This window comes from Microbacterium sp. SWDP-B6, from assembly GCF_059803615.1.
In genome coordinates this window covers 43119-66114 of record NZ_JAPFGV010000013.1, presented here as the reverse complement: position 1 = coordinate 66114, position 22996 = coordinate 43119, and the positions used below count along the sequence as shown (strand labels likewise).

22 protein-coding genes and 1 tRNA gene are annotated in these 22996 nt (G+C 67.2%); 20 read left to right on the top strand and 3 right to left on the bottom strand.

Annotated features, from left to right (window positions below; translation table 11 throughout):
• Positions 1 to 18: 18 nt before the first annotated feature.
• Entirely contained in the window at positions 19 to 1383 is a 1365-nt protein-coding gene (locus OPU70_RS14790) for a glucose-6-phosphate dehydrogenase (protein WP_367823608.1), read from the bottom strand.
• Between the two features lie 51 nt (positions 1384 to 1434).
• On the opposite strand from OPU70_RS14790, the gene OPU70_RS14785 reads away from it, so the two are divergent.
• The 3 genes from OPU70_RS14785 to rplL all read left to right on the top strand — a co-directional run bounded on the left by OPU70_RS14785 (position 1435) and on the right by rplL (position 4376).
• On the top strand, positions 1435 to 3228 hold the full coding sequence (locus OPU70_RS14785; protein WP_498558119.1) for a glycoside hydrolase family 15 protein: 1794 nt from the start codon (positions 1435 to 1437) through the stop codon (positions 3226 to 3228).
• Positions 3229 to 3461: 233 nt separating this feature from the next.
• A complete protein-coding gene (gene rplJ, locus OPU70_RS14780) occupies positions 3462 to 3950 on the top strand; it encodes a 50S ribosomal protein L10 (protein WP_042539577.1) in 489 nt (162 codons plus the stop codon).
• Between the two features lie 48 nt (positions 3951 to 3998).
• Positions 3999 to 4376, top strand: a complete 378-nt coding sequence (gene rplL, locus OPU70_RS14775) for a 50S ribosomal protein L7/L12 (protein ID WP_042539579.1) — start codon at positions 3999 to 4001, stop codon at positions 4374 to 4376.
• Positions 4377 to 4503: 127 nt separating this feature from the next.
• On the opposite strand, the gene OPU70_RS14770 is transcribed toward rplL, so the two are convergent.
• Positions 4504 to 5508, bottom strand: a complete 1005-nt coding sequence (locus OPU70_RS14770) for a LacI family DNA-binding transcriptional regulator (protein ID WP_079113353.1) — start codon at positions 5506 to 5508, stop codon at positions 4504 to 4506.
• Between the two features lie 281 nt (positions 5509 to 5789).
• On the opposite strand from OPU70_RS14770, the gene OPU70_RS14765 reads away from it, so the two are divergent.
• The 8 genes from OPU70_RS14765 (at position 5790) to OPU70_RS14730 (ending at position 14958) form a co-directional block, all read left to right on the top strand.
• Entirely contained in the window at positions 5790 to 7109 is a 1320-nt protein-coding gene (locus OPU70_RS14765; RefSeq protein ID WP_042539583.1) for an ABC transporter substrate-binding protein, read from the top strand.
• A 105-nt stretch (positions 7110 to 7214) separates the two neighbouring features.
• Complete coding sequence (locus OPU70_RS14760; RefSeq protein WP_042539585.1) at positions 7215 to 8354, top strand: carbohydrate ABC transporter permease; 1140 nt, start codon at positions 7215 to 7217, stop codon at positions 8352 to 8354.
• The gene (locus tag OPU70_RS14755; RefSeq protein WP_042539587.1) at positions 8351 to 9310 is read left to right on the top strand and encodes a carbohydrate ABC transporter permease; all 960 of its coding nucleotides are present in this window, start codon (positions 8351 to 8353) and stop codon (positions 9308 to 9310) included. Before OPU70_RS14760 ends, OPU70_RS14755 begins: the two co-directional genes overlap by 4 nt.
• 89 nt (positions 9311 to 9399) lie before the next feature.
• Complete coding sequence (locus tag OPU70_RS14750) at positions 9400 to 10776, top strand: cystathionine beta-synthase (RefSeq protein WP_079113351.1); 1377 nt, start codon at positions 9400 to 9402, stop codon at positions 10774 to 10776.
• A gap of 55 nt (positions 10777 to 10831) precedes the next feature.
• Entirely contained in the window at positions 10832 to 11983 is a 1152-nt protein-coding gene (locus OPU70_RS14745) for a cystathionine gamma-synthase (RefSeq protein WP_079113350.1), read from the top strand.
• Between the two features lie 315 nt (positions 11984 to 12298).
• On the top strand, positions 12299 to 13663 hold the full coding sequence (locus OPU70_RS14740; RefSeq protein ID WP_498558118.1) for a multidrug effflux MFS transporter: 1365 nt from the start codon (positions 12299 to 12301) through the stop codon (positions 13661 to 13663).
• A 30-nt stretch (positions 13664 to 13693) separates the two neighbouring features.
• Positions 13694 to 14329, top strand: a complete 636-nt coding sequence (locus tag OPU70_RS14735) for a phosphatase PAP2 family protein (protein WP_079113349.1) — start codon at positions 13694 to 13696, stop codon at positions 14327 to 14329.
• A gap of 29 nt (positions 14330 to 14358) precedes the next feature.
• A complete protein-coding gene (locus OPU70_RS14730) occupies positions 14359 to 14958 on the top strand; it encodes a GNAT family N-acetyltransferase (RefSeq protein ID WP_079113348.1) in 600 nt (199 codons plus the stop codon).
• Between the two features lie 198 nt (positions 14959 to 15156).
• On the opposite strand, the gene OPU70_RS14725 is transcribed toward OPU70_RS14730, so the two are convergent.
• Positions 15157 to 15241, bottom strand: a tRNA-Ser gene (locus tag OPU70_RS14725).
• Positions 15242 to 15464: 223 nt separating this feature from the next.
• On the opposite strand from OPU70_RS14725, the gene OPU70_RS14720 reads away from it, so the two are divergent.
• The 9 genes from OPU70_RS14720 to mpaP all read left to right on the top strand — a co-directional run bounded on the left by OPU70_RS14720 (position 15465) and on the right by mpaP (position 22996).
• Positions 15465 to 16343 (top strand): hypothetical protein, encoded by an 879-nt coding sequence (locus tag OPU70_RS14720; RefSeq protein ID WP_475434610.1) that lies wholly within the window; start codon positions 15465 to 15467, stop codon positions 16341 to 16343.
• 143 nt (positions 16344 to 16486) lie between these two features.
• Positions 16487 to 17554, top strand: coding sequence for a daptide biosynthesis RiPP recognition protein (gene mpaB, locus OPU70_RS14715; RefSeq protein WP_498558117.1), 1068 nt, complete (start codon positions 16487 to 16489; stop codon positions 17552 to 17554).
• Complete coding sequence (gene mpaD, locus OPU70_RS14710) at positions 17551 to 18828, top strand: daptide-type RiPP biosynthesis aminotransferase (protein ID WP_498558116.1); 1278 nt, start codon at positions 17551 to 17553, stop codon at positions 18826 to 18828. Before mpaB ends, mpaD begins: the two co-directional genes overlap by 4 nt.
• The gene (gene mpaC, locus OPU70_RS14705) at positions 18818 to 19960 is read left to right on the top strand and encodes a daptide-type RiPP biosynthesis dehydogenase (protein WP_498558115.1); all 1143 of its coding nucleotides are present in this window, start codon (positions 18818 to 18820) and stop codon (positions 19958 to 19960) included. The genes mpaD and mpaC overlap by 11 nt, the downstream gene beginning before the upstream one ends.
• A 1-nt stretch (position 19961) precedes the next feature.
• Entirely contained in the window at positions 19962 to 20096 is a 135-nt protein-coding gene (mpaA1, locus tag OPU70_RS14700; RefSeq protein ID WP_257788257.1) for an MpaA1 family daptide-type RiPP, read from the top strand.
• A gap of 40 nt (positions 20097 to 20136) precedes the next feature.
• Positions 20137 to 20262, top strand: coding sequence for an MpaA2 family daptide-type RiPP (mpaA2, locus tag OPU70_RS14695; RefSeq protein ID WP_258184265.1), 126 nt, complete (start codon positions 20137 to 20139; stop codon positions 20260 to 20262).
• A 36-nt stretch (positions 20263 to 20298) separates the two neighbouring features.
• Positions 20299 to 20418 (top strand): MpaA3 family daptide-type RiPP, encoded by a 120-nt coding sequence (mpaA3, locus tag OPU70_RS14690; protein ID WP_309690458.1) that lies wholly within the window; start codon positions 20299 to 20301, stop codon positions 20416 to 20418.
• A gap of 66 nt (positions 20419 to 20484) precedes the next feature.
• Entirely contained in the window at positions 20485 to 21312 is an 828-nt protein-coding gene (gene mpaM / locus OPU70_RS14685) for a daptide-type RiPP biosynthesis methyltransferase (protein ID WP_498558114.1), read from the top strand.
• A gap of 28 nt (positions 21313 to 21340) precedes the next feature.
• Positions 21341 to 22996, top strand: a complete 1656-nt coding sequence (mpaP, locus tag OPU70_RS14680; RefSeq protein WP_498558113.1) for a daptide biosynthesis intramembrane metalloprotease — start codon at positions 21341 to 21343, stop codon at positions 22994 to 22996.

The window sequence follows — 22996 nt, the reverse complement described above, 5'->3', positions numbered from 1 at the left end:
CTCCGCGTCGGAAAGGGGTCAGCCGAGCTCAGGCCACCCCTCGGGGCCGGAGGATCCGGCGACGTAGTCGTCGAGCGGCACATCGCCCTGCCGCCACGCCTCGAGGATCGGGGCCACGATGCGCCAGGACTGTTCGGCGGCGTCGCCGCGCACTGCCAGCATCGGGTCGCCGTCCAAGACGCCGGACAGGACCTCGGCATACGCCTTGAGCGCACCCTCTCCGAGCTCGGCCGACAACGTGGCCCGCTCCAGCTCGAACGGGTCCTCGGACGCATTGAGGTTCAGCTCGAGGGACATCCGGTCCGGTCCCAGCGAGAACCGCAGCACCGCGCCGTCCGACGTGCCCGTGAGTCCCCGTGGCAGGTGGCGGACCGGACGGAAGCGCACGACGATCTCCCTTGCAGGCGTGCCGAGGGCTTTGCCGGAGCGGAGCCGGAACGGGATCCCCGCCCATCGGGCGTTCCGCACCTCGAACGTCGCCTCGGCGAGCGTCTCGGTCTGGCGGTCGGGGTCGACCCCCGGCTCGTCGACGTACGACGGCTTCGCCGCGCCGTCGATCTCTCCTGCGGTGTATCGGGCTCGACGCGACGACCCCGCGGGGTCGTCGCCCCACACCGCGGTCGCACGCAGCACCGCAGAGGTCGCGGCCCGGAAGTCGATCTCATCGAGAGTCGCCGGCTCCTCCATCGCGAGCACGGCGAGCACCTGCAGCAGGTGGCTCTGGATCATGTCGACCAGTGCGCCCGCTTTGTCGTAGTAGCCCGCGCGTCCCTCCAGCGCCAGCGACTCGTCGTAGACGATGTCGACCGACTCGATGCTCTCGGCAGACCAGAGCGGCTCGAGGATGCGGTTCGCGAACCGCGCCCCGAGGAGGTTGAGCGTGGTCGAGCGGCCGAGGAAGTGGTCGACCCGAAACACCTGGCTCTCGGGCACGAGGTCTGTCAACGTCCGGTTCAGCTCTTCGGCGCTCGCCTCGTCCGTGCCGAAGGGCTTCTCCATGACGAGCATCGCGCCCGCAGGCAGCATGTCGGGGGTGAGAGTCGCGACAGATGCCGCGGCCACGGCGGGCGGCACGGCGAAGTAGAGCGCGACCTGCCCGGTGCAGTCCTTCAACAGTGCGCGGAGGTCGTCCGGATGTGTGATGTCGGTCCGCGTGTACGTCACGTCCACGCGGGACGCGGCGTCCTCGGCATCCATCGACGCGAACGACGCGCGGACGACGGACTCGAGATCCGCGTCGGTCCACTCCTCGCGGTCGGCGCCGACGATGCGCACCGCGCGGGAGGGCTCCCGTGTCAGCAGCTGTCCCAGCGCGGGGAGGAGGAGCCGGGCGGTGAGGTCGCCACCGGCCCCGAGGATCACCAGCGTCGTCGCATCGGTCATGGTCTCACCGTATCCCGTCCTCTCGACGGACGGTCGTGCCAGAATCGGTCGATGCCCGCTCCCATCGAGGACTACGCCCTGCTCAGCGACTGCCGCACCGGCGCGCTCGTCTCGAAGGAGGGCAGTATCGACTGGCTCTGCCTTCCTCGCTTCGACGCGCCGTCGTTGTTCGGAGCCCTGCTCGGAGAGGCGAGCAACGGATGCTGGAGCCTGCGGCCGCTCGATGCCGCCGCGACCTCGCAGCGCCACTACGTGTCGGACACGTTCATCCTGGTCACCCGATGGGAGACGGCCGACGGCATCGCAGAGGTGCAGGAGTTCATGCCGCTGCAGTCCTCGCGCACCGATGTCGTTCGCAGGGTCGTCGGCATCGCGGGCCACGTCGAATTCGTCACCGAGCTGCGCCTGCACTTCGACTACTCCCGCAGGCTCCCGTGGGTGCGGCAGGTGGGCACGAATGAGGAGCCGGCGCTGCGCGCGACGGCCGGACCCGAAGCCGTGACCGTGCGCGGCGTGCGGCTCGTCGCGGAGGATCACCGGCACCGTGCGACGTTCACGGTCGCCGCGGAGGAGGTCCGTGACCTGACGCTCAGCTGGTTCCCCTCGCACGAGCACGCACCGGCGGCACTCGACGCCGACGACGCGATCGCCGCCACGCGATCCTGGTGGCAGGGGTGGGCGAGCGGGATCCAGCACGACGGCGCGTACCGCGGCGAGGTCGTGCGGTCTCTGCTGGTGCTGAGGGCACTCACGAACAAGGACACCGGTGGCATCGTGGCTGCGGCCACGACATCGCTTCCCGAAGACTTCGGCGGCTCGCGCAACTGGGACTACCGCTTCGTCTGGTTGCGGGACGCCGCCCTGACGCTCGAAGCCCTCATCGCTCACGGGTTCCTCACCGAGGCGCACCATTGGCGGCGATGGCTGCTCCGAGCCGTGGCCGGTGAGCCGAACGAGGTGCAGATCATGTACGGGATCGCGGGAGAGCGCGACCTCATCGAACGAGAGCTCACGAGTCTGCCCGGCTACGGAGGCGCGGCCCCGGTGCGGATCGGCAACGGGGCGGTCGACCAGTACCAGGGCGATGTGATCGGCGAGGTGCTCGTCGCCCTGGAGGCGGCCCGGATCGCCGGCCTCGAGGAAGGGGACTTCTCGTGGCCCCTCCAGCGGGCGCTCATCGAGCAGGTGATCGCCTCGATCCAGCGTCCCGACAACGGCATCTGGGAGATCCGGGGCGAGCCGCAGTGGTTCACGCATTCGAGGGTCATGATGTGGGCTGCGCTCGACCGCGGCGTCCGGGCCGTGAACGAGCATGGCCTCCCGGGCGACGCCGATCGGTGGGCGGGGGTCCGTGACGGGCTGCGGCGCGAGATCGACGAGCACGGAGTCGACGCGGACCACGGGTACTTCGTTCAGCACTACGGCTCGATCGAGGTGGATGCGTCGCTGCTCGTGCTGCCTCAGGTGGGGTTCTGCGACCCTGACGATCCGCGGATGCTGCGCACGGTGGAGCAGATCGAGCGCACCCTGCTCACCGACGGATTCCTCCGCCGCTACCGCACGGAGTCGGGTGTGGACGGGCTCGACGGCGATGAGCATCCCTTCATCGCGTGCAGCTTCTGGCTGGTCGAGCAGTATGCGACGAGTGGCCGTGTCGACGAGGCGCGCGATCTGATGGAGCGGTTGATGGGGATGACGAACGACCTCGGACTGCTGTCGGAGGAGTACGACGTCGCGAACGCGCGGCAGGCCGGCAACACCCCGCAGGCGCTCTCGCACCTGAGTCTCATCCGCGCCGCCGACGCGCTCGCGGGCCACGGAGGTCGCGCCGCGCACCGTCGGTGATCCCGACCGATTTGGGGCCGGGGATGCCGTGGGGTACAGTTGTCGTAACCGAAGACCGCTGGTCATCGTCGTGTGCGCAAGCGCATGAGGATCGAAGCTCTGCTCAGCAGGGGCCCGCGCAGGACACGAACTTCTCAAAGCTCCGTGCGCTTGCGCCGGAGCTTTTCTGTTGCCAGCGGTCGGAACCGGCGCCTCACCTCCGTGGGGCGCCTCGTACACACCAAGGAGTGACCATGGCGCAGAAGGACGCATCGGTTGCCGAGCTCACGAAGTCATTCGAGAACTCGACTGCCGTTCTGCTGACCGAGTACCGCGGTCTGACGGTTGCCCAGCTCAAGGAGCTGCGCAACAGCATCCGTCAGGACGCTGAGTACGCCGTGGTGAAGAACACGCTGACCAAGATCGCCGCCAACAAGGCTGGCATCACCGCGCTGGACGACGACCTCAAGGGTCCGTCGGCCGTCGCGTTCGTGCACGGTGACTTCGTCGCCACTGCCAAGGCTCTTCGTGACTTCGCCAAGGCCAACCCGCTTCTCGTGATCAAGTCGGGCATCTTCGAGGGCAACGCCCTCACCGCCGACGAGGTCAACAAGTACGCCGCGCTCGAGAGCCGTGAGGTTCTGCTGGCGAAGGCTGCGGGCATGATGAAGGCCACGATGGGCAAGGCTGCCGCCACCATCGATGCTCTTCGCGAAAAGCTGGAGACCGCTGAGGCCGCGTGAGCGACCTGCGATCTCGTTCAACAAACCCATCTATCTAGGAGATACATCATGGCTAAGCTCACCACTGAGGAGCTGCTCGAGCAGTTCGCAGGCCTGACCCTCGTCGAGCTCAACGACTTCGTCAAGGCGTTCGAGGAGAAGTTCGAGGTCACCGCTGCTGCCCCCGTCGCCGTTGCAGGCGCAGGCGGCGGCGCTGCTGAAGAGGTCGAGGAGAAGGACTCCTTCGACGTCATCCTCGAGGCTGCCGGCGACAAGAAGATCCAGGTCATCAAGACCGTCCGCGAGCTCACCTCGCTCGGCCTCGGCGAGGCCAAGGCTGTCGTCGACGGTGCTCCCAAGGCCGTGCTCGAGGGCGCGAACAAGGAAGCCGCCGAGAAGGCAAAGGCTGCTCTCGAAGAGGCAGGCGCCACGGTTACCCTCAAGTAATCCGTTCCAGGTCGCGGCGCGTGCGCCTCGCCCTGGATGCGTCTGAACGCTTCACGAAAGCCCCGGGTCCGCCCGGGGCTTTCGTGCGTCCGGGGCCGGTGAGAGGCCTCGCGAGCGAGGTCGCGGGTCAGCGTCGACCCGCGGTGGAACTGCGAACGACCAGGGCGGATGCCGTCACAGTGCGCTCTCGTGGCGAGTCCGGCTGGTCTATCTGCTGCCGCAGCAGCCGCACCGCCTCGTGCCCCTGCTCCCGTGGCGACTGCTTGATGGTGGTGAGCGCGAACATCTCGGCGTGCTCGTGGTCATCGACCCCGACGATGCTGAGTTCCGTGGGGACGGCGATCCCCAGGCGCCGGGCCGCGATCATCGCTCCGATCGCCGCCTCATCGCACACGCCGACGATCGCGGTGGGTCGCCCTCGGCGATCACCGAGCAGCTCGACAGCGGCGGCGTAGCCGCCGGGCATCGTCGGGCGCGCATCCGCGATCCTGGCGATCGCTTCGAGGCCCGCTGCAGCGAGTGCCTCGAGGTATCCCTCGACACGCTGGGCGTCGCCGAAGCTGAGGTCGTCCGGATCCGTGGAACCACCGACGAATGCGATGTCGGTGTGGCCGAGTTCGATGAGGTGCTCGGTGGCGATGCGAGCGGCGGCGACGTCATCGATGGACACCGCGCTCGACCCTTCGCTGTAGGGGCCGACACTGACGAGCGGCCGCTCTGAGCGATGCAGCCGCTCGAGCTCCTGCGCGCTGGGTTGGATGCCTACGGCGATGATCCCGTCGAACCGCCGGCCGGGCAGCACCGTGTCGAAGAGGCGCTCGCGGGTCTCGCTGCCTTCGCGGATGCCGTAGAGGGCGAGCTCGTAGTCGAGAGCGAACAGCGACTCCTGGATCCCGGCCAGCAGTTCGGAGAAGTACCAGCGGTCGACAGGAGGCATGATGACGCCGACGGTCTGCGTCCGCCCCGTGGCGAGGCTGGTCGCGGAGGAGTGGGCGACGTAGGCGAGTTCATCGGCGGCATCGGCGACCCTCTGACGGGTGCCGTCGGAGACGTATCCGCGTCCGCTGAGCGCTCGGCTCGCCGTCGCCTTCGACACGCCTGCGCGCGCCGCGACGTCCGCGATCGTGCTCATCGGTCCTCCTCGACCATGCCTTTCGACGCGAGTCCGCGCCTCCACGCCGATGAAAGCGTAACCGTTCAGCGGCGGGAAAGGAACCGGTTCCATACGAATCGCTCGGGAGCGCTCCCACGTCCGAGCATCGGACATCGCGAAAGGTTGCGAGCTTGTGATCCTGGCTTATTGTGTCGCGGCGTGAGACCCCGGTAGGTTGTCCTGGAATCGGTTCCCGATTCTGCGCCGAGGGGCGGCGCAGAATGACGTGGGAGCCGTGAAACTCGAAGAGGAGAATTCACATGGGTCTGTCACAGCGTTCCCGGCGTTACGCGCCAATCGCACTGCTGGGAGTCGCGGGCATCGCGCTCGCCGGCTGTGGTGCTCCCGGCGGCACGGACGGCGGGGGAGAAGGCGGTGGTGGCGGCGATAACTCCGTCACGATCTACGGCACGATCGTCGAGGGAGAAGCGGAACTCCTCGCGGAGTCCTGGGCGGACTTCGAAGAAGAGAACGACATCGAGATCAAGTACGAGGGCAGCCAGGACTTCGAGACTCAGCTCGGAACGCGCGCACAGGGCGGCAACCCGCCCGACATCGCGATCTTCCCGCAGCCCGGACTCTTCGCGGACTACGCCGCCCGCGACTTCCTGAAGCCAGCACCCGAAGCGGTCGAGGCGAACGCGAAGGAGTACTGGACGCAGGGGTGGGTCGACTTCGGCACCTACGAGGACGAGTTCTACGGCGCACCGCTCATGGCGAGCGTCAAGGGCTGGGTCTGGTACTCGCCCAAGAAGTTCGCCGAATGGGGTGTCGAGGAGCCGACGAGTTGGGAAGAGCTGCTCACGCTCACTCAGAAGATCCAGGAGACGAGTGGCAAGGCTCCGTGGTGCGCCGGCTTCGAGTCGGGCGTCGCGACGGGTTGGCCCGGAACAGACTGGATCGAGGACCTCGTGCTCCGCAACGCCGGAGCAGATGTCTACGACCAGTGGGTCAAGAACGAGATCCCGTTCACCGACCCGCAGATCAAGGAGGCGTTCGACGCGACGGGTGAACTCCTGCTCAACCCGGCCTACGTCAACGGCGGCTTCGGTGACGTGCGCTCGATCAACTCGACCGCATTCGGTGATGTCGCCCCGGCAGTCGCCAGCGGCGAGTGCGCGCTGACCCACCAGGCGTCCTTCCTCTCGGGCTTCTTCCCCGAGGGCACGGACATCTCCGAGGAGGGCGACGTCTGGGCCTTCCTGCTTCCGAGCCAGAGCGAGGACGAGACGTTCATCACCGGTGGTGGCGAGATCGTCGGCGCGTTCAGCGACGACGAGGCGACGCAGAAGGTGCTGGAGTACCTCTCGAGCCCCGAGTGGGCGGACAGCCGTCTCGCACTCGGCGGCGTGACCTCTGCGAACAAGGGCGTCGACATCGAAGCCGTCGAGAACCCGATCCTGCAGGAGTCGATCAAGCTGCTGCAGGACGACTCGGTGACGTTCCGCTTCGACGGATCCGACCAGATGCCCGGAGCCGTCGGCTCCGGAACCTTCTGGAAGGGCATGGTCGCCTGGATCAACGGGACCTCGACTGACGAGGTGCTGACCCAGATCGAGACCGGTTGGCCCTCCAGCTGATCGGATGAGGTGGGCCGCCCCGATGGGCGGCCCACCCTCTCTCGCACTCGGACCACGCATGGGCGCGCCGTCCGCTGATCAGCTCCGTCTCATGAAGGGGAATCCATGAACGCGACTGTGTTCTTCCAATGGATCGGGTCTCTGCCCCCGATCGTCCAAGCTCTCGCCGTCGTCCTCGCCTTCGCGGTGGTCGTCGTCGTCATCTTGCTGCTCGTCGACATCGCGCCGCGAAAGGGCGCGCTCTACACCGGCATTCGCCTCGCGATGTGCCTCCTCATCCCGTTCGCGGTGATGTGGTTCTTCAACTCGTACTACTGGGCGATGGGAGTGGCAGTCGCCGTGGGAGCGCTGTTCTTCTTCCTCGACTACCGATCCCGCGACGGAGCGGGATACCTGATCCAGCTCGTCGCCTTCATGGCGCCGGCGATGCTGCTGCTGGTGGCAGGACTAATCCTTCCGTCGATCCAGACCGTCTACGCGTCATTCTGGAACTCGACCGGCAGCGACTTCGTCGGCTTCTCGAACTACCTCTGGATCTTCACGCAGTCCGACGGCGTCACCTCGGTGGTGAACACGATCGTCTGGGTGCTGCTGGTTCCGACGCTCTCGACGATGGTCGGTCTGGCCTACGCGGTCTTCATCGACAAGACCCGCGGCGAGAAGATCTACAAGCTGCTGGTCTTCATGCCGATGGCGATCTCGTTCGTCGGCGCGAGCATCATCTGGCGTTTCGTGTATGCCTATCGCGGTCCGGAGTTCGAGCAGATCGGTCTGCTCAACCAGATCCTGGTCTGGTTCGGCGGAGAGCCGCAGCAGTTCCTGCTGAACGGTCCGTGGAACAACCTGGCGCTGATCGTCGTGCTGATCTGGGTGCAGACCGGGTTCGCGATGGTCGTCCTCTCGGCATCCATCAAGGGCGTGCCCACCGAGCTTCTCGAAGCGGCCGAGCTTGACGGCGCGAACGCCTGGGAGCGATTCCGCTCGGTGACGATCCCGTCGATCCGACCGGCGCTGATCGTCGTGCTGACCACGATCTCGATCGCCTCGCTGAAGGTGTTCGACATCGTGCGAACCATGACCGGTGGCAACTACGGCACATCCGTGCTCGCGAACGAGATGTACACGCAGTTCTCCAAGTTCGAGGCGGGTCGCAGCGCTGCGCTCTCCGTCATCCTGTTCATCCTGGTGCTCCCGATCGTCATCTACAACGCGCGCCAGATCAAGAAGCAGCGGGAGATCCGATGACCGACACCGTGAACTCAGACACCGACCAGAGCACCAGGGCGATCACGACCGCCGGACGCTTCGAAGCGTCGGCAGGCCGTGCACGCAAGCGGCTCAGCCGCCCGTGGGCGACGGTCGCATCGATCGTCATCGCCGTGGTGTGGACCATCCCGACGCTCGGACTGTTCATCTCGTCGTTCCGCGAGAGGGATGCGATCGAGACCACCGGGTGGTGGACGTTCTTCACCAATCCACAGTTCACCATCGACAACTACGTGGCGGTGCTGCAGTCGGGCACCACGCAGCTGACGATCCTGGAGTCCTTCTTCAACTCGATCGTGATCACGATCCCGGCCACGCTCATCCCGCTGATGATCGCGGCGATGGCGGCGTACGCGTTCTCGTGGATCGACTTCAAGGGACGCAACGCGCTGTTCATCTTCGTGTTCGCACTGCAGATCGTGCCGATCCAGATGGCGCTGGTGCCGCTGCTGTCATCGTTCTCGCGGGGGATCAACCTGTTCGGCGTGCAGGTGACGCAGGGACTCGACGCCTCCGGCGGCTATGCGCAGGTGTGGATCGCCCACACCATGTTCGCGCTGCCGCTGGCGATCTACCTGCTGCACAACTTCATGTCGGAGATCCCCGGCGAGATCATCGAAGCCGCGCGCGTCGACGGTGCATCCCGCGGCCAGATCTTCTTCAGGATCGTGCTGCCGCTGACGATGCCGGCGATCGCGTCGGTGGCGATCTTCCAGTTCCTGTGGGTATGGAACGACCTGCTCGTCGCCCTGGTGTTCGCCGACGGCGCCGCCTCGCCGATCACCAAGGTGCTCGCCGAGATCACCGGCCGCGGTGAGGGCTGGTACCTCCTGACTGCAGGTGCGTTCGTGTCGATCATCGTCCCGCTGATCGTGTTCTTCTCGCTCCAGCGGTACTTCGTGCGAGGACTCCTGGCGGGTTCCACGAAGGGCTGATCGGCTCCGTACGACAGGTCGAGCACACGATGCCGCGATCGGGCGCAACACAGCCCCGGTCGCGGCATCGTCGCACGTACGCTGTGAACATGAAGTACGCAGACTCCATCGTCGACCTCGTCGGCGACACGCCCCTCGTGAAGCTCCAGCACGTCACCGAGGGCGTCGCGTGCACCGTGCTGGTGAAGCTGGAGTACCTCAACCCCGGCGGTTCCGCGAAGGATCGCATCGCCTCGAGGATCATCGATGCCGCCGAGGCCTCGGGCGACCTGAAGCCGGGCGGCACCATCGTGGAGCCCACGAGCGGGAACACCGGCGTCGGCCTCGCACTGGTCGCCCAGCAGCGCGGATACAAGTGCGTCTTCGTGCTGCCCGACAAGGTCGGGGAGGACAAGATCGACGTGCTGCGGGCATACGGTGCCGAGGTGGTCGTGACGCCGACCTCGGTCGCGGCAGAGAGCCCGGAGTCGTACTACAGCGTCAGCGATCGGCTCGCCCGCGAGATCCCCGGGGCGTTCAAGCCGAACCAGTACGAGAATCCGAACGGACCCCGCAGCCACTACGAGACCACCGGTCCCGAGATCTGGCGCGACACCGACGGACTGATCACGCACTTCGTCGCCGGCGTCGGCACCGGGGGCACGATCACGGGCACCGGTCGCTATCTGCGTGAGGTGTCGGAAGATCGCGTGCGCATCGTGGGAGTCGACCCGGTGGGCAGCGTCTACAGCGGTGGCACGGGACGCCCGTATCTGGTCGAGGGGGTCGGCGAGGACATCTGGCCCGGCGCCTACGATCCGAGGGTTCCGCATGAGATCGTCGCGGTCGACGACGCGGAGTCGTTCGCGATGACCCGGCGACTCGCGCGTGAAGAGGGAATCCTCGTCGGCGGCTCCAGCGGCATGGCCGTGGTCGGCGCGCTGCGGGTCGCTCGCGACCTGCCGGCGGATGCTGTGATGGTGGTGCTGCTGCCGGACGGCGGACGCGGCTACCTCAGCAAGATCTTCAACGACGGCTGGATGCGCTCCTACGGCTTCAGCGAGGTCGAGGAGGGCGAGACGGTGGCCGACGTGCTGGCCGCCCGCACCGCCCGGCTGGGGGAGGGGATCCCCGATCTGGTGCACGCGCACCCGACCGACACCGTGCTCGAGGCCATCGGCATGATGACCGAATACGACGTCTCGCAGCTGGTGGTGCTGAGCGCGGAGCCGCCCGTGATGATGGGCGAGGTCATCGGCACGGTCGACGAGAAGGGTCTGCTCGACCTGCTGTTCCGCGGCGACGCCAAACCGGCGGATGCCGTGGGAGCGCACGTGGGGGAGCGGCTGCCGCTTCTCGGCATCCATGCCCCTCTCGCGCAGGCGAGGGCCGCTCTGGCCGACGCCGACGCGCTGCTCGTCACGCTCGACGGCAAGCCGCACACCGTGCTCACCCGGCAGGATCTGCTGTCGTACCTCTCGCGCTGACGCCCGGCGTAACAGGGCCAGCCGCCCTCCCCGGGGCGGACGTAGGCTGAGGAGCATGTCAGAGCATGCCTTCGCCACCCGAGCCATCCACGCCGGTCAGGCACCCGACCCGACCACGGGGTCGATCATCCCGCCCATCTATCAGGCGTCCACCCATGTGCAGGACGGCATCGGCGGGTTCCGCGACGGCTACGAGTACAACCGCGCAGGCAACCCGACGCGCTCCTCGCTCGAGACGCAGCTCGCGGCGCTCGAGGGCGGCGCGAACGCCCTGTCGTTCGCCTCGGGGCTCGCAGCAGAGGACGCGCTGCTGCGCGGCATCCTGAAGCCCGGCGACCATGTCGTGCTCGGCAACGACGTCTACGGCGGCACCTACCGCCTGTTCGCCCGCGTACTCGCACCGTGGGGGATCGAGTTCTCGACGGTCGAACTGTCCGACGTCGACGCGGTGCGCGCGGCGATCCGCCCCGAGACGAAGATCGTCTGGGTCGAGACACCCAGCAACCCGCTGCTGAAGATCGTCGACATCGCGCTCGTCGCCGAGATCGCGCACGCCGCCGGTGCCATCGCGGTCGTCGACAACACCTTCGCCTCTCCGGCACTGCAGCAGCCGCTCTCGCTCGGCGCCGACCTCGTCGTGCACTCCACGACGAAGTATCTCGGCGGACACTCCGACGTCCTCGGCGGAGCGGTGGTGTTCGGAGACGACCGCTTCTTCGAGCAGGTCAAGTTCCAGCAGTTCGCCGTGGGCGCGGTCTCTGCCCCGCTCGACGCCTGGCTCACGACCCGCGGCATCAAGACGCTCGCGGTGCGGGTGCGCCAGCACTCCGAGAACGCACAGGCCATCGCGGAGTGGGCCACGGCGCGCCCCGAGTTCGCGACCGTGTACTACCCGGGGCTCGCCTCGCACCCGGGGCACGACATCGCCGCAGGGCAGATGAGCGGCTTCGGCGGGATGCTGTCGCTCGGACTGTCGGCGGGTGCGGATGCCGCCAAGGCGTTCGCCGAGTCGACCGAGCTCTTCCAGCTCGCCGAGTCCCTCGGCGGCGTCGAGTCGCTGATCGGCTATCCGCCGGACATGACCCACGCCTCGGTGAGAGGAACCGCGCTCGCCGTGCCCGAGAACGTGGTGCGCCTGTCGGTGGGCATCGAGGGCGTCGACGACCTCATCGCCGATCTCGAGCAGGGACTCGCGCGCCTCCGCTGATCGCAGGTCGTCGGTCGTCGGTCGGCGGTCGGAGGTCTGTCCGCCGGGTCCGCCGTCCGCCGAGGTCGGCGGTCGCGGGGCGCGGATCACCATACGGGCGCTGGCTCAGAAGACGAATGCATGCGGAGACCGCGCGTTTCGGCATCCATCCGTCCTCGCGGCATGCGGGTGTGCGCCGGCGGGCTGTAACATGGACTCTTCGCCCGATTCGAATCGATTCGACAGCGTTCGCCGATTCGGTGGCCCTTGCGACGCGAACACATCCCTCGAGCGCCCCCTCCTCGAACACGCCCCTAGAACTCCGGAAGGACCGTCGTGCCCGACGCTCCACGCACTGATTCCATCTCGACGACCCCCGCGCCCGAGCGGACGGCGACGGGCAGCATCCGCATCCCGTCGGCGACGGGGGCGATCCGCACCCTCGGGTCGAACCCCGCCACGGCCCCGATCATGCTGCACCCCGGCGACTCGATCTCGAACCGCCGCCGCGCACTGTACATCGTGCTGCTCGGTGCTCTCACCGCGCTCGGACCCTTCACGATCGACCTGTACCTGCCTGCCTTCCCGGTGCTCGAGCAGGACTTCGAGACCACGGCCGCCGCCATCCAGTTGACCCTGACCGGCACCATGATCGGGTTCGCACTGGGCCAGCTCGTGGTGGGCCCGCTCAGCGACAAGGTGGGGCGGCGCATTCCGCTGATCATCGTGACCGCGCTTCATGTGCTGGCCAGCGTCGCCGCCGCATACGCCCCGACCCTTCCGCTGCTCAGCGGCGCCCGCGTGCTCATGGGAGTGGGAGCCGCCGCGGGTGGCGTCGTCGCGATGGCGATCGTGCGCGATCTGTTCGGCGGTCGTCGTCTGGTCGTGATGCTGTCGCGCCTCGCTCTGGTCTCGGGCGTCGCGCCCGTGATCGCCCCGCTGATCGGGTCGTGGCTGCTCACGTTCATGCCGTGGCGGGGCATCTTCGTCGTGCTCGCCCTCTACGGCGTGGTGATGCTGGTGTCGACCGTGGTGTTCGTGCCCGAGACGCTGCCGATCGCGCGTCGCCAGGAGAAGGGCGGCGCGACCGTCCTGCAGCGCTACCGCTCGGTGTTCTCCGACCGTGTCTTCATCGGCGTGCTGATCATCGGCGGCATGACCTTCTCCGGCCTGTTCTCCTATCTGTCGGCATCGCCGTTCCTGTTCCAGCAGACCCACGGGCTGGATGCGCAGCAGTACGGCCTGCTGTTCGCGGTCAATTCGCTCGGCGTCGTCGCCGGCGTCCAGACCGCCTCGCGACTCGCCGCACGATTCGGCCCGCAATGGGTGATGGCGTACTCCACAGCCGTGCTGCTGCTCGCCGGTATCGCCATCATCGTGACCGACCAGCTCGGGCTCGGCCTCTGGGGCACGGTCATCCCACTGTTCGTCTTCATGACGGCCTGCGGCTTCACCTTCCCGAACGTGCAGGTGCTCGCGCTCGACCGCCACGGCAAGGCGGCAGGCACTGCGGCGTCGGTCATCGGCGCCACGAACTTCGGCGTCGCGGGACTCGTCTCGCCGGTCGTCGGATGGATCTCGCACGGCACCGGAATCACCGCCACGAGCATGGCATCGGTCATGGTCGGATGCGCCGCGATCGGCATCCTTTCGCTGTGGCTGATCGTGCGACCGCGGACTGTCGGCATGCTGGCTCCCTGATTTTCAGCTTCCGACCGGCAGAATGGTTCGATGAGATCACGAACGCTGCTGTGGTGGGGAACAGGGATGCTCGTCGCGGCGACGCTCCTCGGAGCGGCGATCGTGTTCGGGTACACCGAGCCGCCAGGGTTCGACACCTGGTGGAATGACACGATCAGCGCGTCGCGCTCCGACTGGATGCTGTCGTTCGCATTGCTGCTCGATCACATCGGCGGCGGCTGGGTCGCGATCCTCCTCGTGCCCCTGCTGGTGATCATCGCGCTCCTGATCGCGCGCCGATGGCAGGCGGCCGTGTTCGCCGCCGTGGCGTTCCTCGTGAGCGCCGGTGCGGTGCAGCTGCTCAAGCACCTGTTCGGCCGGGCGCGTCCGGAGGACATGATCGTGGCGAGCGACTTCGGTTCATTCCCTTCAGGGCATGCGGCGAACGCAGCGACGATCGCGATGGTGCTGTGGCTCGTGTTCCCGCGGGTGTGGACCGCGATTCTCGGCATAGCGTGGGTCGTCGCGATGGCGGTCTCGCGCACCCTGCTATCGGTGCACTGGGCCACCGACACGCTCGGCGGCGCACTGGTCGGGGCCGGCGTCGTGCTGGTGCTCGGAGCGTGGCTGCTGCCGTGGGTGACGGGGTCGCGGCGAGACGATCCGGCGGTCACCTCGGTAGGCTGACAGCCCACCCCACTCATCGAGGAGCAGCAGTGTCCCGCATCCGTCCGTATCGACCGTCCGACCGCGATGCCCTCTACGAGGTGTGCGTGAGGACAGCGGATGCCGGGGCGGACGCGACCGGCCTGTTCTCCGATGACTCGCTCTGGGGCGACCTGTTCGCGGTGCCCTATGCGGAGAGGCACCCCGACCTCGCCTGGGTCGTCGAGACCGACGACGAGCGGGTGATCGGCTACATCGTGGCGACCGACGACACGGACGCCTTCGCGACCTGGTTCCGCGACGAGTGGTGGCCGACGCGGCAGGACCGGTATCCGCAGCCCGTCGAGCCGACGACCCGCGAAGAGCGGATGATCGAGCACGGCTACGCGCAAGCGCCCGGACGCAACGGCAATGCCGCGGAGTACCCCGCCCACCTGCACATCGACCTGCTGCCCGAGACGCAGGGGCAGGGACTGGGACGACAGCTCATCGAGACGCTGTTCGCCGAGTTGACCCGCCGCGGAGTGCGCGGGCTGCACCTGGGTATGGACCCGAACAACACCGGTGCCGCCGCCTTCTACGAGCGCCTCGGCCTGACGCCCCTGCCTGCAGAGCCGGGCGGACAGAGCTTCGGAGTGCGCTTCGTCTGATCTGCAGATGGGCGGACGCGTGCTGTGCGCGCTTCCGCCCGAGGGGACGAACTCCGCCTGACGGGGTGTGGATCTCGGGGTGGATGCCGGTGACGGCGGGACTCCGGTGCTCGCTGCGCTCGCTCCTCCCCGAATCCCCGGTGCTCGATGAAAGCACGAAGGGCCCCCGCTGGCGCGGGGACCCTTCGTGCTTTTCGGCGGTGACGGCGGGATTCGAACCCGCGGTTGCTTGCACAACACACGCTTTCCAAGCGTGCTCCTTCGGCCGCTCGGACACGTCACCAGGGAACAACCTGAACAGTCTATCCGATCGCGCGGACGGCCCCGACCAGGCGTCTCGGATGCCGGTGCTGCCGCCATCGCGCGGGATTCCGTTGAACCGATATGCGATGTGTCTTCGTCTTGCGCTCGCACCGACGCCCTTCTTAGCCTCGGGAGTGGACGCAATGTCGTCATATGAAATCACTCCTGCGTCGATCGGGCGCTACTGTCCCGGAAGGTACTAGATGACGACTGTCGAAACCACGGCCGCGCCCGGCTCGGCTCTGCGCGTGGCACTGCGCACTGCTCACTCCCGGTCGCTCGCAGACCTCGGACTCAATGCGATCGGTCGCGCCCGCTTCGGGTGGCGCGATCGGTCGATCGGCTCGGTGGTCGAACGCGCGGGTGGGCGGTATTGGCTGCGCGTCGTCTGGTCTGCCAGAGATCGGGCGCGTGGTTCCTGGTGGACCGGCAATCGGGACGCCTCGCAGATCGACGGGGTTGCGAAGCCGCGCCTGCTCGAGGTGCGGGCGTGGGAGGAAGGGCCACTCGTGTATCGCGCCGAACTCATGACCCTGCTGCCCGGGCGAGCGTGCGCGACGGACGCCGTGCTCGCAGGAGCGCCTGCGCTCGACGAGTCGTGGTGGGGAGAGCTGGAGCGCAACCTCGAAGCCCTGTCGGATGCGAGGACGGATCGGATGGTGCTCGACCCTGAGATCATGCGCCGGCGGATCAGCGTCTTCTTCGGCATCGAGATGGACATCGACTCGGATGATTGGGTGCCGAGCCACGGCGACCTGCACTGGAACAACATCCACCGCGATCCGTTCGCGATCGCCGACTGGGAGGCGTGGGGCCTCGCGCCGCGCGGTTACGACGCCGCGTTTCTGCTCGGTCACTCGCTGGCAGTGCCGCACGTCGCCGATCAGATCGCCCGACGCTTCCGGCGCGACCTGGAGTCGGAAGGCGGCATCGTGTCGCAGCTGTACGTGATGACGAAGCTGCTGACCCGTGCCGACGCAGGGGAGCACGAGCATCTCGTCCCCGCGCTTCATCGCCATGTGGGGCGCCTTCTCGGCACCAGGGTTCCCCCGGGCCGAAGGTCGTCGTCGAGCACCACCTGAGGCCGCCTCCGCGGGCGGAAACCGAGCTCTGACTTCGCATTTCTCATCCTAAATGGAAAATATTGCAGCACATTTGATGGATATATAGCCTCATATGAGGACGCGCCGATGCCCGAAAGGCATCCCGACATTTCTGGGGAGAAATGCACATCAGCACGAGTGAGGCATCGCGGAAGAGGCACGAACCGGCGCTCGTCGGGGCACGGGCGCTCCGTGAATGGATCACCGGTGAGCAGGAGCAGTACTCGCGGGTGTTCCTCGTCGAGAGCGGCGCCTCAGCGGAGACAGTCGCCGCGGTGGCCCGCGAAGACGACGCGGTTCTGCTGCACGCGCAGAGCGGCCCCTATGACGGACCGGCCGATGCCATTCGCTTCACGGGTGCGCTGAGTGAGGTCGGTGACGAGCTGTTCTTCGGCGAACGCGGCGTCGAGCTCCAGGACTACGTCGCTGCGGCGTTCGTGCAGATCATCGGACCCACAACGGTGGGCTTCTTCGACGAGACCGGTTGGCAGTCGTTCCTCGACGACGCCGATCTCGCTCGTCGCACGGGAGTCTTCCCGTCGTCATTGATCGACCCGCGGGTGCTGCTCGCGAACCGCCGCGCGCTTGCGGCACCGGGCGAACTCGCGACTCCGAGCGCGATCAGGGTGGGCTCGGACGGTCGGATCAGCGTCGGTCTGCAGGGCGAGGTCATCGGCGAGGTCGACGAGCTGGCGACCGTGATCGAGTCCCGCTTGCCTCGGGCTGTGGCGCTAGGAGGCATGGTGCCCAGACAGGCACTCATCGAGGGCCTGACCGGCCGCGGCTGGACCGGTCGCTATCTGCACGCGACGGACCTCATCAAGATGCTCCGCTTGGCGAACGGCGTCGAGAAGATCTCGGGATTCGGCTGGTCGTTCGTCGATGATGCCCGCGCCGACGCCGAACCGTCGGCCTCGGATCCGTTCCTGCTCGAGACCTCAGACGGCTTCGTGCTCGCCGACGTGACGACGTTGCGTCGGCAGCTGCTGTCGCCGATGACAGCCAAGGTCGTCGATGCCACTCAGACCTCGAGCACACCTGAGATCGCGGTCGATCGATTGGCTCGGGAGTGCGGCTTGTCCGAGTCTGACGCGAACGCCCTGTGCCGCGACGCTGCCACCGCACTCAACATCCATTTCGGCACACGGGCCCACGCGTCACGCCACACGGCTTCGGGCAGCGGGCGATGAGTGTTCCGCACGCGTTGTGGACGTCGATGCTCCCCGCAGACGCCACCTTCACGCAAGAACGGGTCGCTGTCAGGGCCGCCGGAAATCGCATCGAGTTCGCGGACGGATCCACACGCCTCAGCGCGACGAGCGGACTGTGGAACGTTCCTCTCGGTTTCGGAAATCGTGCGGTCGCTGACGCCGTCAGCAGAGCGACGCACGACGCCTCGTACCTGACCCTGTTCCGCGCACCGCATCGATACGCCGAGGTCGCGGCCGAAGCGCTGATCGAACTTGCCGACCCCAGCCGGTACAGCCGTGTCATCTTCTGCACGTCGGGCGGGGCAGCGAACGACTCCGCGATGAAACTCGCACGGCAGTACTGGGCGCAGCAAGGAGCCGCGTCGCGTTCGCTGGTCGTGGGTCTGAAAGGCAGCTATCACGGCACGATGTACGGCAGCCACGCACTGAGCGGAGACGACCTCCTGCAATCCGTCTACTCCGTCGACCGGAGGTCGGTGCGGCATGTGTCTCACAGCGATGACGGAGAGGAGCTGGAGGCGCTGCTGAAGCGGGAAGGCTCCAGGGTCGCGTCAGTGGTCGTGGAGCCCGTCCTGGGCAGCGGCGCGCACCCGTTGTCCGACGCTTTCATATCCCGGATCCTCGACCTGCGAGAGGAATACGGCTTCCTGATCGTCGCGGACGAGGTCGCGACGGGCTTCGGACGCACCGGCACGATGTTCGCCACAGATGAGTGGGCTGCCCCGCCAGACGTGCTCGTTCTGTCGAAAGCGCTGACGAACGGCGCAACGGGCGCCGCTGCGCTGCTGGTGGGCGCTCGCGTGGCGTCCGAGTTCGTGCGCGGCGGCTGGACCTTCGTCCATGGCGAGACGCAGGCGGGGACGCCGGCGTGTGCGGCTGCCATCGTCGCGGTGATCGAAGAGCTGCGCCGTATCGACGTGGCGTCGACCACGCGAGCGCTGGCGGCAGACCTGTGGCACCTGGCGACTCGGCTGAAGTCCGACGGGGTCGTCGCTGAGGTGACAGGGCGGGGGTGCTTCGTGGGGCTGACCCTTCGCAACCAGGATGCGAGTCAGCTCACCGGCGCCGAGGTTCTCCGTGTCGTGGCCGCCATCGCGGAGCACGGTGTACTCGTGCAGCCCGGCCCCAGCGCCATCGAACTGATGCCGGCATACGGGTTCAGCACGACCGAACTTCTCGAGATCGATTCGGCTGTGCGCGCCGGCATCGCGCAGGTGCAGGCGCAGGAGCCGGAGCGTCAGCGTGAGCTCTGAGTTCGCCGGTCGGGTTCCGACGCTCTGGCACGGGCGCGGTATCACGCGGCAGACGACCACGCGGCTCACCGCCGATCGCGAGACCCTCGTGATCGCGGATTCGTCGGTCGCAACACACGTCGTCGACCGTTCGGCCAGAACCATCGAGGTGGACGCTCGCTCCATGACCGTCGCAGTTGTCGTCGGGATAGCGCAGGAGATCGCTCGTCGGCCCCCGAGCGTGATCGTGGCCGTCGGCGGCGGGAGCATTCTCGATGCCACCAAGATCGCATCGCTCTCGCTCGCCCCGGGGCGAATCTTCGACTTCGCCGTCGAACGCGCGTCGAGGTCGGCGTTGACATTTCTGCCGGATGCCCGGCCGGCCGTGGACGTCGTGGCGGTGCCCACGACGCTCGGTACCTCGTCGGAGACGAACAGCGTCGGCATCCTCAAGCACGAAAGCGGTTATCGGCTCATCGTCGGGCGCTCCCTGAGACCCCGACACGCCATCATCGATCCCTGCAATCTGATGACCCTCACGCCGGCCTCGGTCAGGGAGGGCGCACTCGAGGCGTTCCTCCGTCTCGCAGGCGCATCCACGAGCTCACGGCGAAGCGCCAGAGGGCGACGCGACGCGGTCGTGATCGGAGGCGCCCTTCTCGAAACGGCCTCCGGCGAGGTGAATGCCGCCGCCTCACGCCTGCGTCTCGCCCGTCTGAGCGCGGCGACCCAGCGCAGCGGGGCGCTGAGAGGGCAGGATCCCTACAGCGCCCGCCACTGGTATGTGGCCAACGAAGTCGCCTTCGCTCTGGAGGTTCGCAAGATGGTCGCCACGGTTGCGGTCATCGCGGCGGTGTGGCGTCGAGTGTGCTCGGGAGACGCGCGGTGGGGAGATCGCGAGAGCCTCGAAGAGTTCTGGACGGGTGTAGCCGGGCGGGTGGCACTGCCCCTCGACCCCCCAGCGGGTATCGCCGCGCTCATCGACCGCTGGGGGATCCCGACTCCGCCACGGCCCACAGCCCAGACGATCCATCGCATTTCCGCCGCCGCGGAAACGGCGTGGGGAAACCGCTACCCGATGCTCGCGGGGCTCTTCGCGGACGACTTCTGCGATCTGCTCCGTGATTCCTACTGGAGCGAAGGAGGTGAATGAGATGAACGAAAGCGTGCACACGAGTGTCCAGTTCCAAGAGCTGGAGGGAATGGATGCCCCCAGTTGGGAGAGCTTCTATCAGGGCGCGATCAGTGCGCTGGTGCTGATCGGGATCGGCGCTGCCGCAGCGACGTGATCCTGTCGAGCAGACAAGACGAAAGGGGAGGGAGGTGAGTATGCACGCAGCAATGCCGACCCTCGAGTTCACCGAACTGGAGGCCATGGAGGCGCCGGATGACGCCCTTGATTGGACCCGCGGATTCGCCGTCGGCGTGATCATCGGAATCATCGCGCTGACATAGAAACCGCCTTCGCAAGGCATACCGAGGAGGTAGTAGATGCAGACGGAGTCGCTCGAGTTCGTGGAGCTCGACCACATCGATGCACCACTCGAATGGTGGGAGCACGCGAGCTACATCATCGCCATCATCGGCGGTGCGGCAGCGATCGCGACCTGACCGAAGGGGTGCGGGTGGGTTCGACGCGCCCGCACCCCGTTTTCCCCGCTGAGAGGTGATGCGTGAATGTCCAGTTCTCTTACTGAAGCCGTAGTGGCGAGGCTCCGCACGGTCGGAGCGGTGCCCAAGGAGCAGGATCTGTATTCGGGTGCCGGCACTGATTTCTACGACCGGCTGGTCGGGTCCGACCGTGCGGAGATCAGAGAGATGCTCGCGCTCGCGAGAGGAACCGAAGGACCGATCCTCGATGTGGCGGCGGGGAGCGGGAGGTTGACCGTCCCGCTGGTCAGATCGGGCAAGCGGGTGACCGCGATCGATCTTTCCGACGACATGCTCTCCCGTCTGCGTCGGACGCTGCCGGACCACGCGACGCTCGAGTGCGTCGTCGCGGACATGCGCGACTTCTCGCTGCCGCAGCAGTTCGGGCTCGTGATCATCGGAGCGACCTCCATCACGTTGCTCGATCGTGTGGGGAGGTCCCTCCTCTACGCCACTGTGCGACGCCACCTCACAGCTCACGGCGTCTTCGCCTTCACGGTTGCCGGAAACGCCTCCGCGGAGAGCTTCTCTGTGTCGACAGACTGCGAGATCGAGGTCCCCGGTCCTGACGGCGCGGAGACCTATGTGTTCTCTCAGCAGGTGGAAGAGGATGGCGCGGCGCGCATCGTCAACTGGGTTCGCGTCGCCGACCTGGTGGAGGGCGGCGACGCGACAGTTCTCACGAGCCGTCTGAGAGTGCTCGACCACGTGCTCCTCTCGCGAGAGCTCGTTCACGCGGGGTTCGCCGTTCCGGCCGTCTCTCCCGTTCGGACGCTCGGCGGAGAGGACATCGTTCTGCTCACCACGACATTCGCGGGACACTCGGGGGCGAGGGATGACGATGCCTCCCGGTAGCCTCCCTCGACGCCGACAGTCTCACTCGGTGGAAGACGCGCTCAGTGCCGACGCGCGCCCTCGCCTCGCCTCCGGAGTCGACTTCGAACAGGCGGCCGAAGACGGGACGTGGATCGCGATGATCCACGGTGTGCCGTCATCGAGGGTCTCTCGAGCGGTCGTCGACCTGATGCGAGCGATGAACGGCGAAACGGCGCTACAGGATCTGCACCGGCGCTTCGCCCCTTCCGAGTCGTGGGAGCTCTTTCTGCAACTGGCTCAGCGCTTCCACACCTGTGGGCTCCTTGAGGGCGGCGAGAAGCTCCCACCCGGCCGCCTGGTCTATCGGCCCCCATTCACTCTGCAGATCGCGACGCTTCGCGCGCCCGCCATCTTCGGTCGTCTGGACCGACTGATCGTCCCGCTCCCACGCCGAGCGATGCAGGTGTCCGCTGCGGTGCTGATCTGTCTGGGACTTCTCGCCGCAGCTGCTCAGGCGGAGGAGCTGTGGGACGCCCTCACCTCGCCGGTGCCGCTCATCGCACTGGTGTATCTCGTCGGAGCGCTCTCGCTCATGACCCTGCTCCACGAGAGCGCCCACGGACTCACGCTCACGAGGTTCGGAGGCAGACCGCGCCGGGCGGGCTTCATGCTCTTCTACCTGAGTCCCGCGTTCTTCGTGGACGTGACGGACGGATGGCGGCTCCCCGAACGCCGCCAGCGCGTCGCGATCGCGCTGGCAGGGCCTGCGGTGCACGCTGTCGTCGGCGCGACCGCACTTCTCGCGGCGCTGATGCTCCGTCACCCCTTGACCCACCAGGCAGTGCTGCTCCTCGCCGTCTCCTGCGGCGCCATCGTTCTCCTCAATCTGATCCCCTTCGTGCGGTTCGACGGGTACATCGCGCTCATGAGCGCTCTGGACGAGCCGAACCTCCGGGGCCGCGCGATCCTCGACGGCTCGAACTTCCTGACCGGTCTGCTGTTCGGAGCTCAGCGGATGACCAAGACCCTGAACACGTGGTGGAGTGTGCCGTTCGGTCTCGCGAGTCTCGTCACCCCGGCCGTGCTGGTGGTCTTCGCCGTCGCACGCATAGCTCGAGCGCTTGCCGGCGGTGGACCGGTCCTCGGCGTGCTCGTCGTCGCGCTCGAGGCCGTCGTCGCGCTCGCCGGCGTCGTGCTTCTCAGCAAGGCCCTTCGTCGCGTGCTGCGGTCGGGTGTCGCGCGGCTCCGTTTCTGTTCCGTCGTCACCGCACTGGTCGCGGGCATCGTGATCGCCGGGGCCGTGATTCCCGTGCCGGTGACAGCCACGTTCGGATTCGTCGCACACGGCGACCGTGTGATCCTTCTGCATGCCGGCGAAACCGCGGCGGCAGTCGAGACAGACGCGCCTGAGGGTGCGCGTGTGGTCCTGATGAGCAACGGCATCCTCGCGAACGAGCAGGTCGGTAGAGGAACTGTCATGTCGCGGGAGCCGGAGCCGACGCGTGTGCCGCTCGAGGCGCTGTTCCCGATCACGGCGGACGGTGCGACGGTCGCCGCAGTGATCATCGCCGGGGTGGACGTGATCGGAGAGAGCCGCTCCCTGCCTGCGACCGGGCAGGCGCGAGTCGAACTCGGTGTGAGAAGTCTGTGGCAGACGCTCTGGGTGACCGGTGTGGAGATGCCACTGTCATCTCTTCAGAGCGGAGAGGTGGGAAAGGAATGA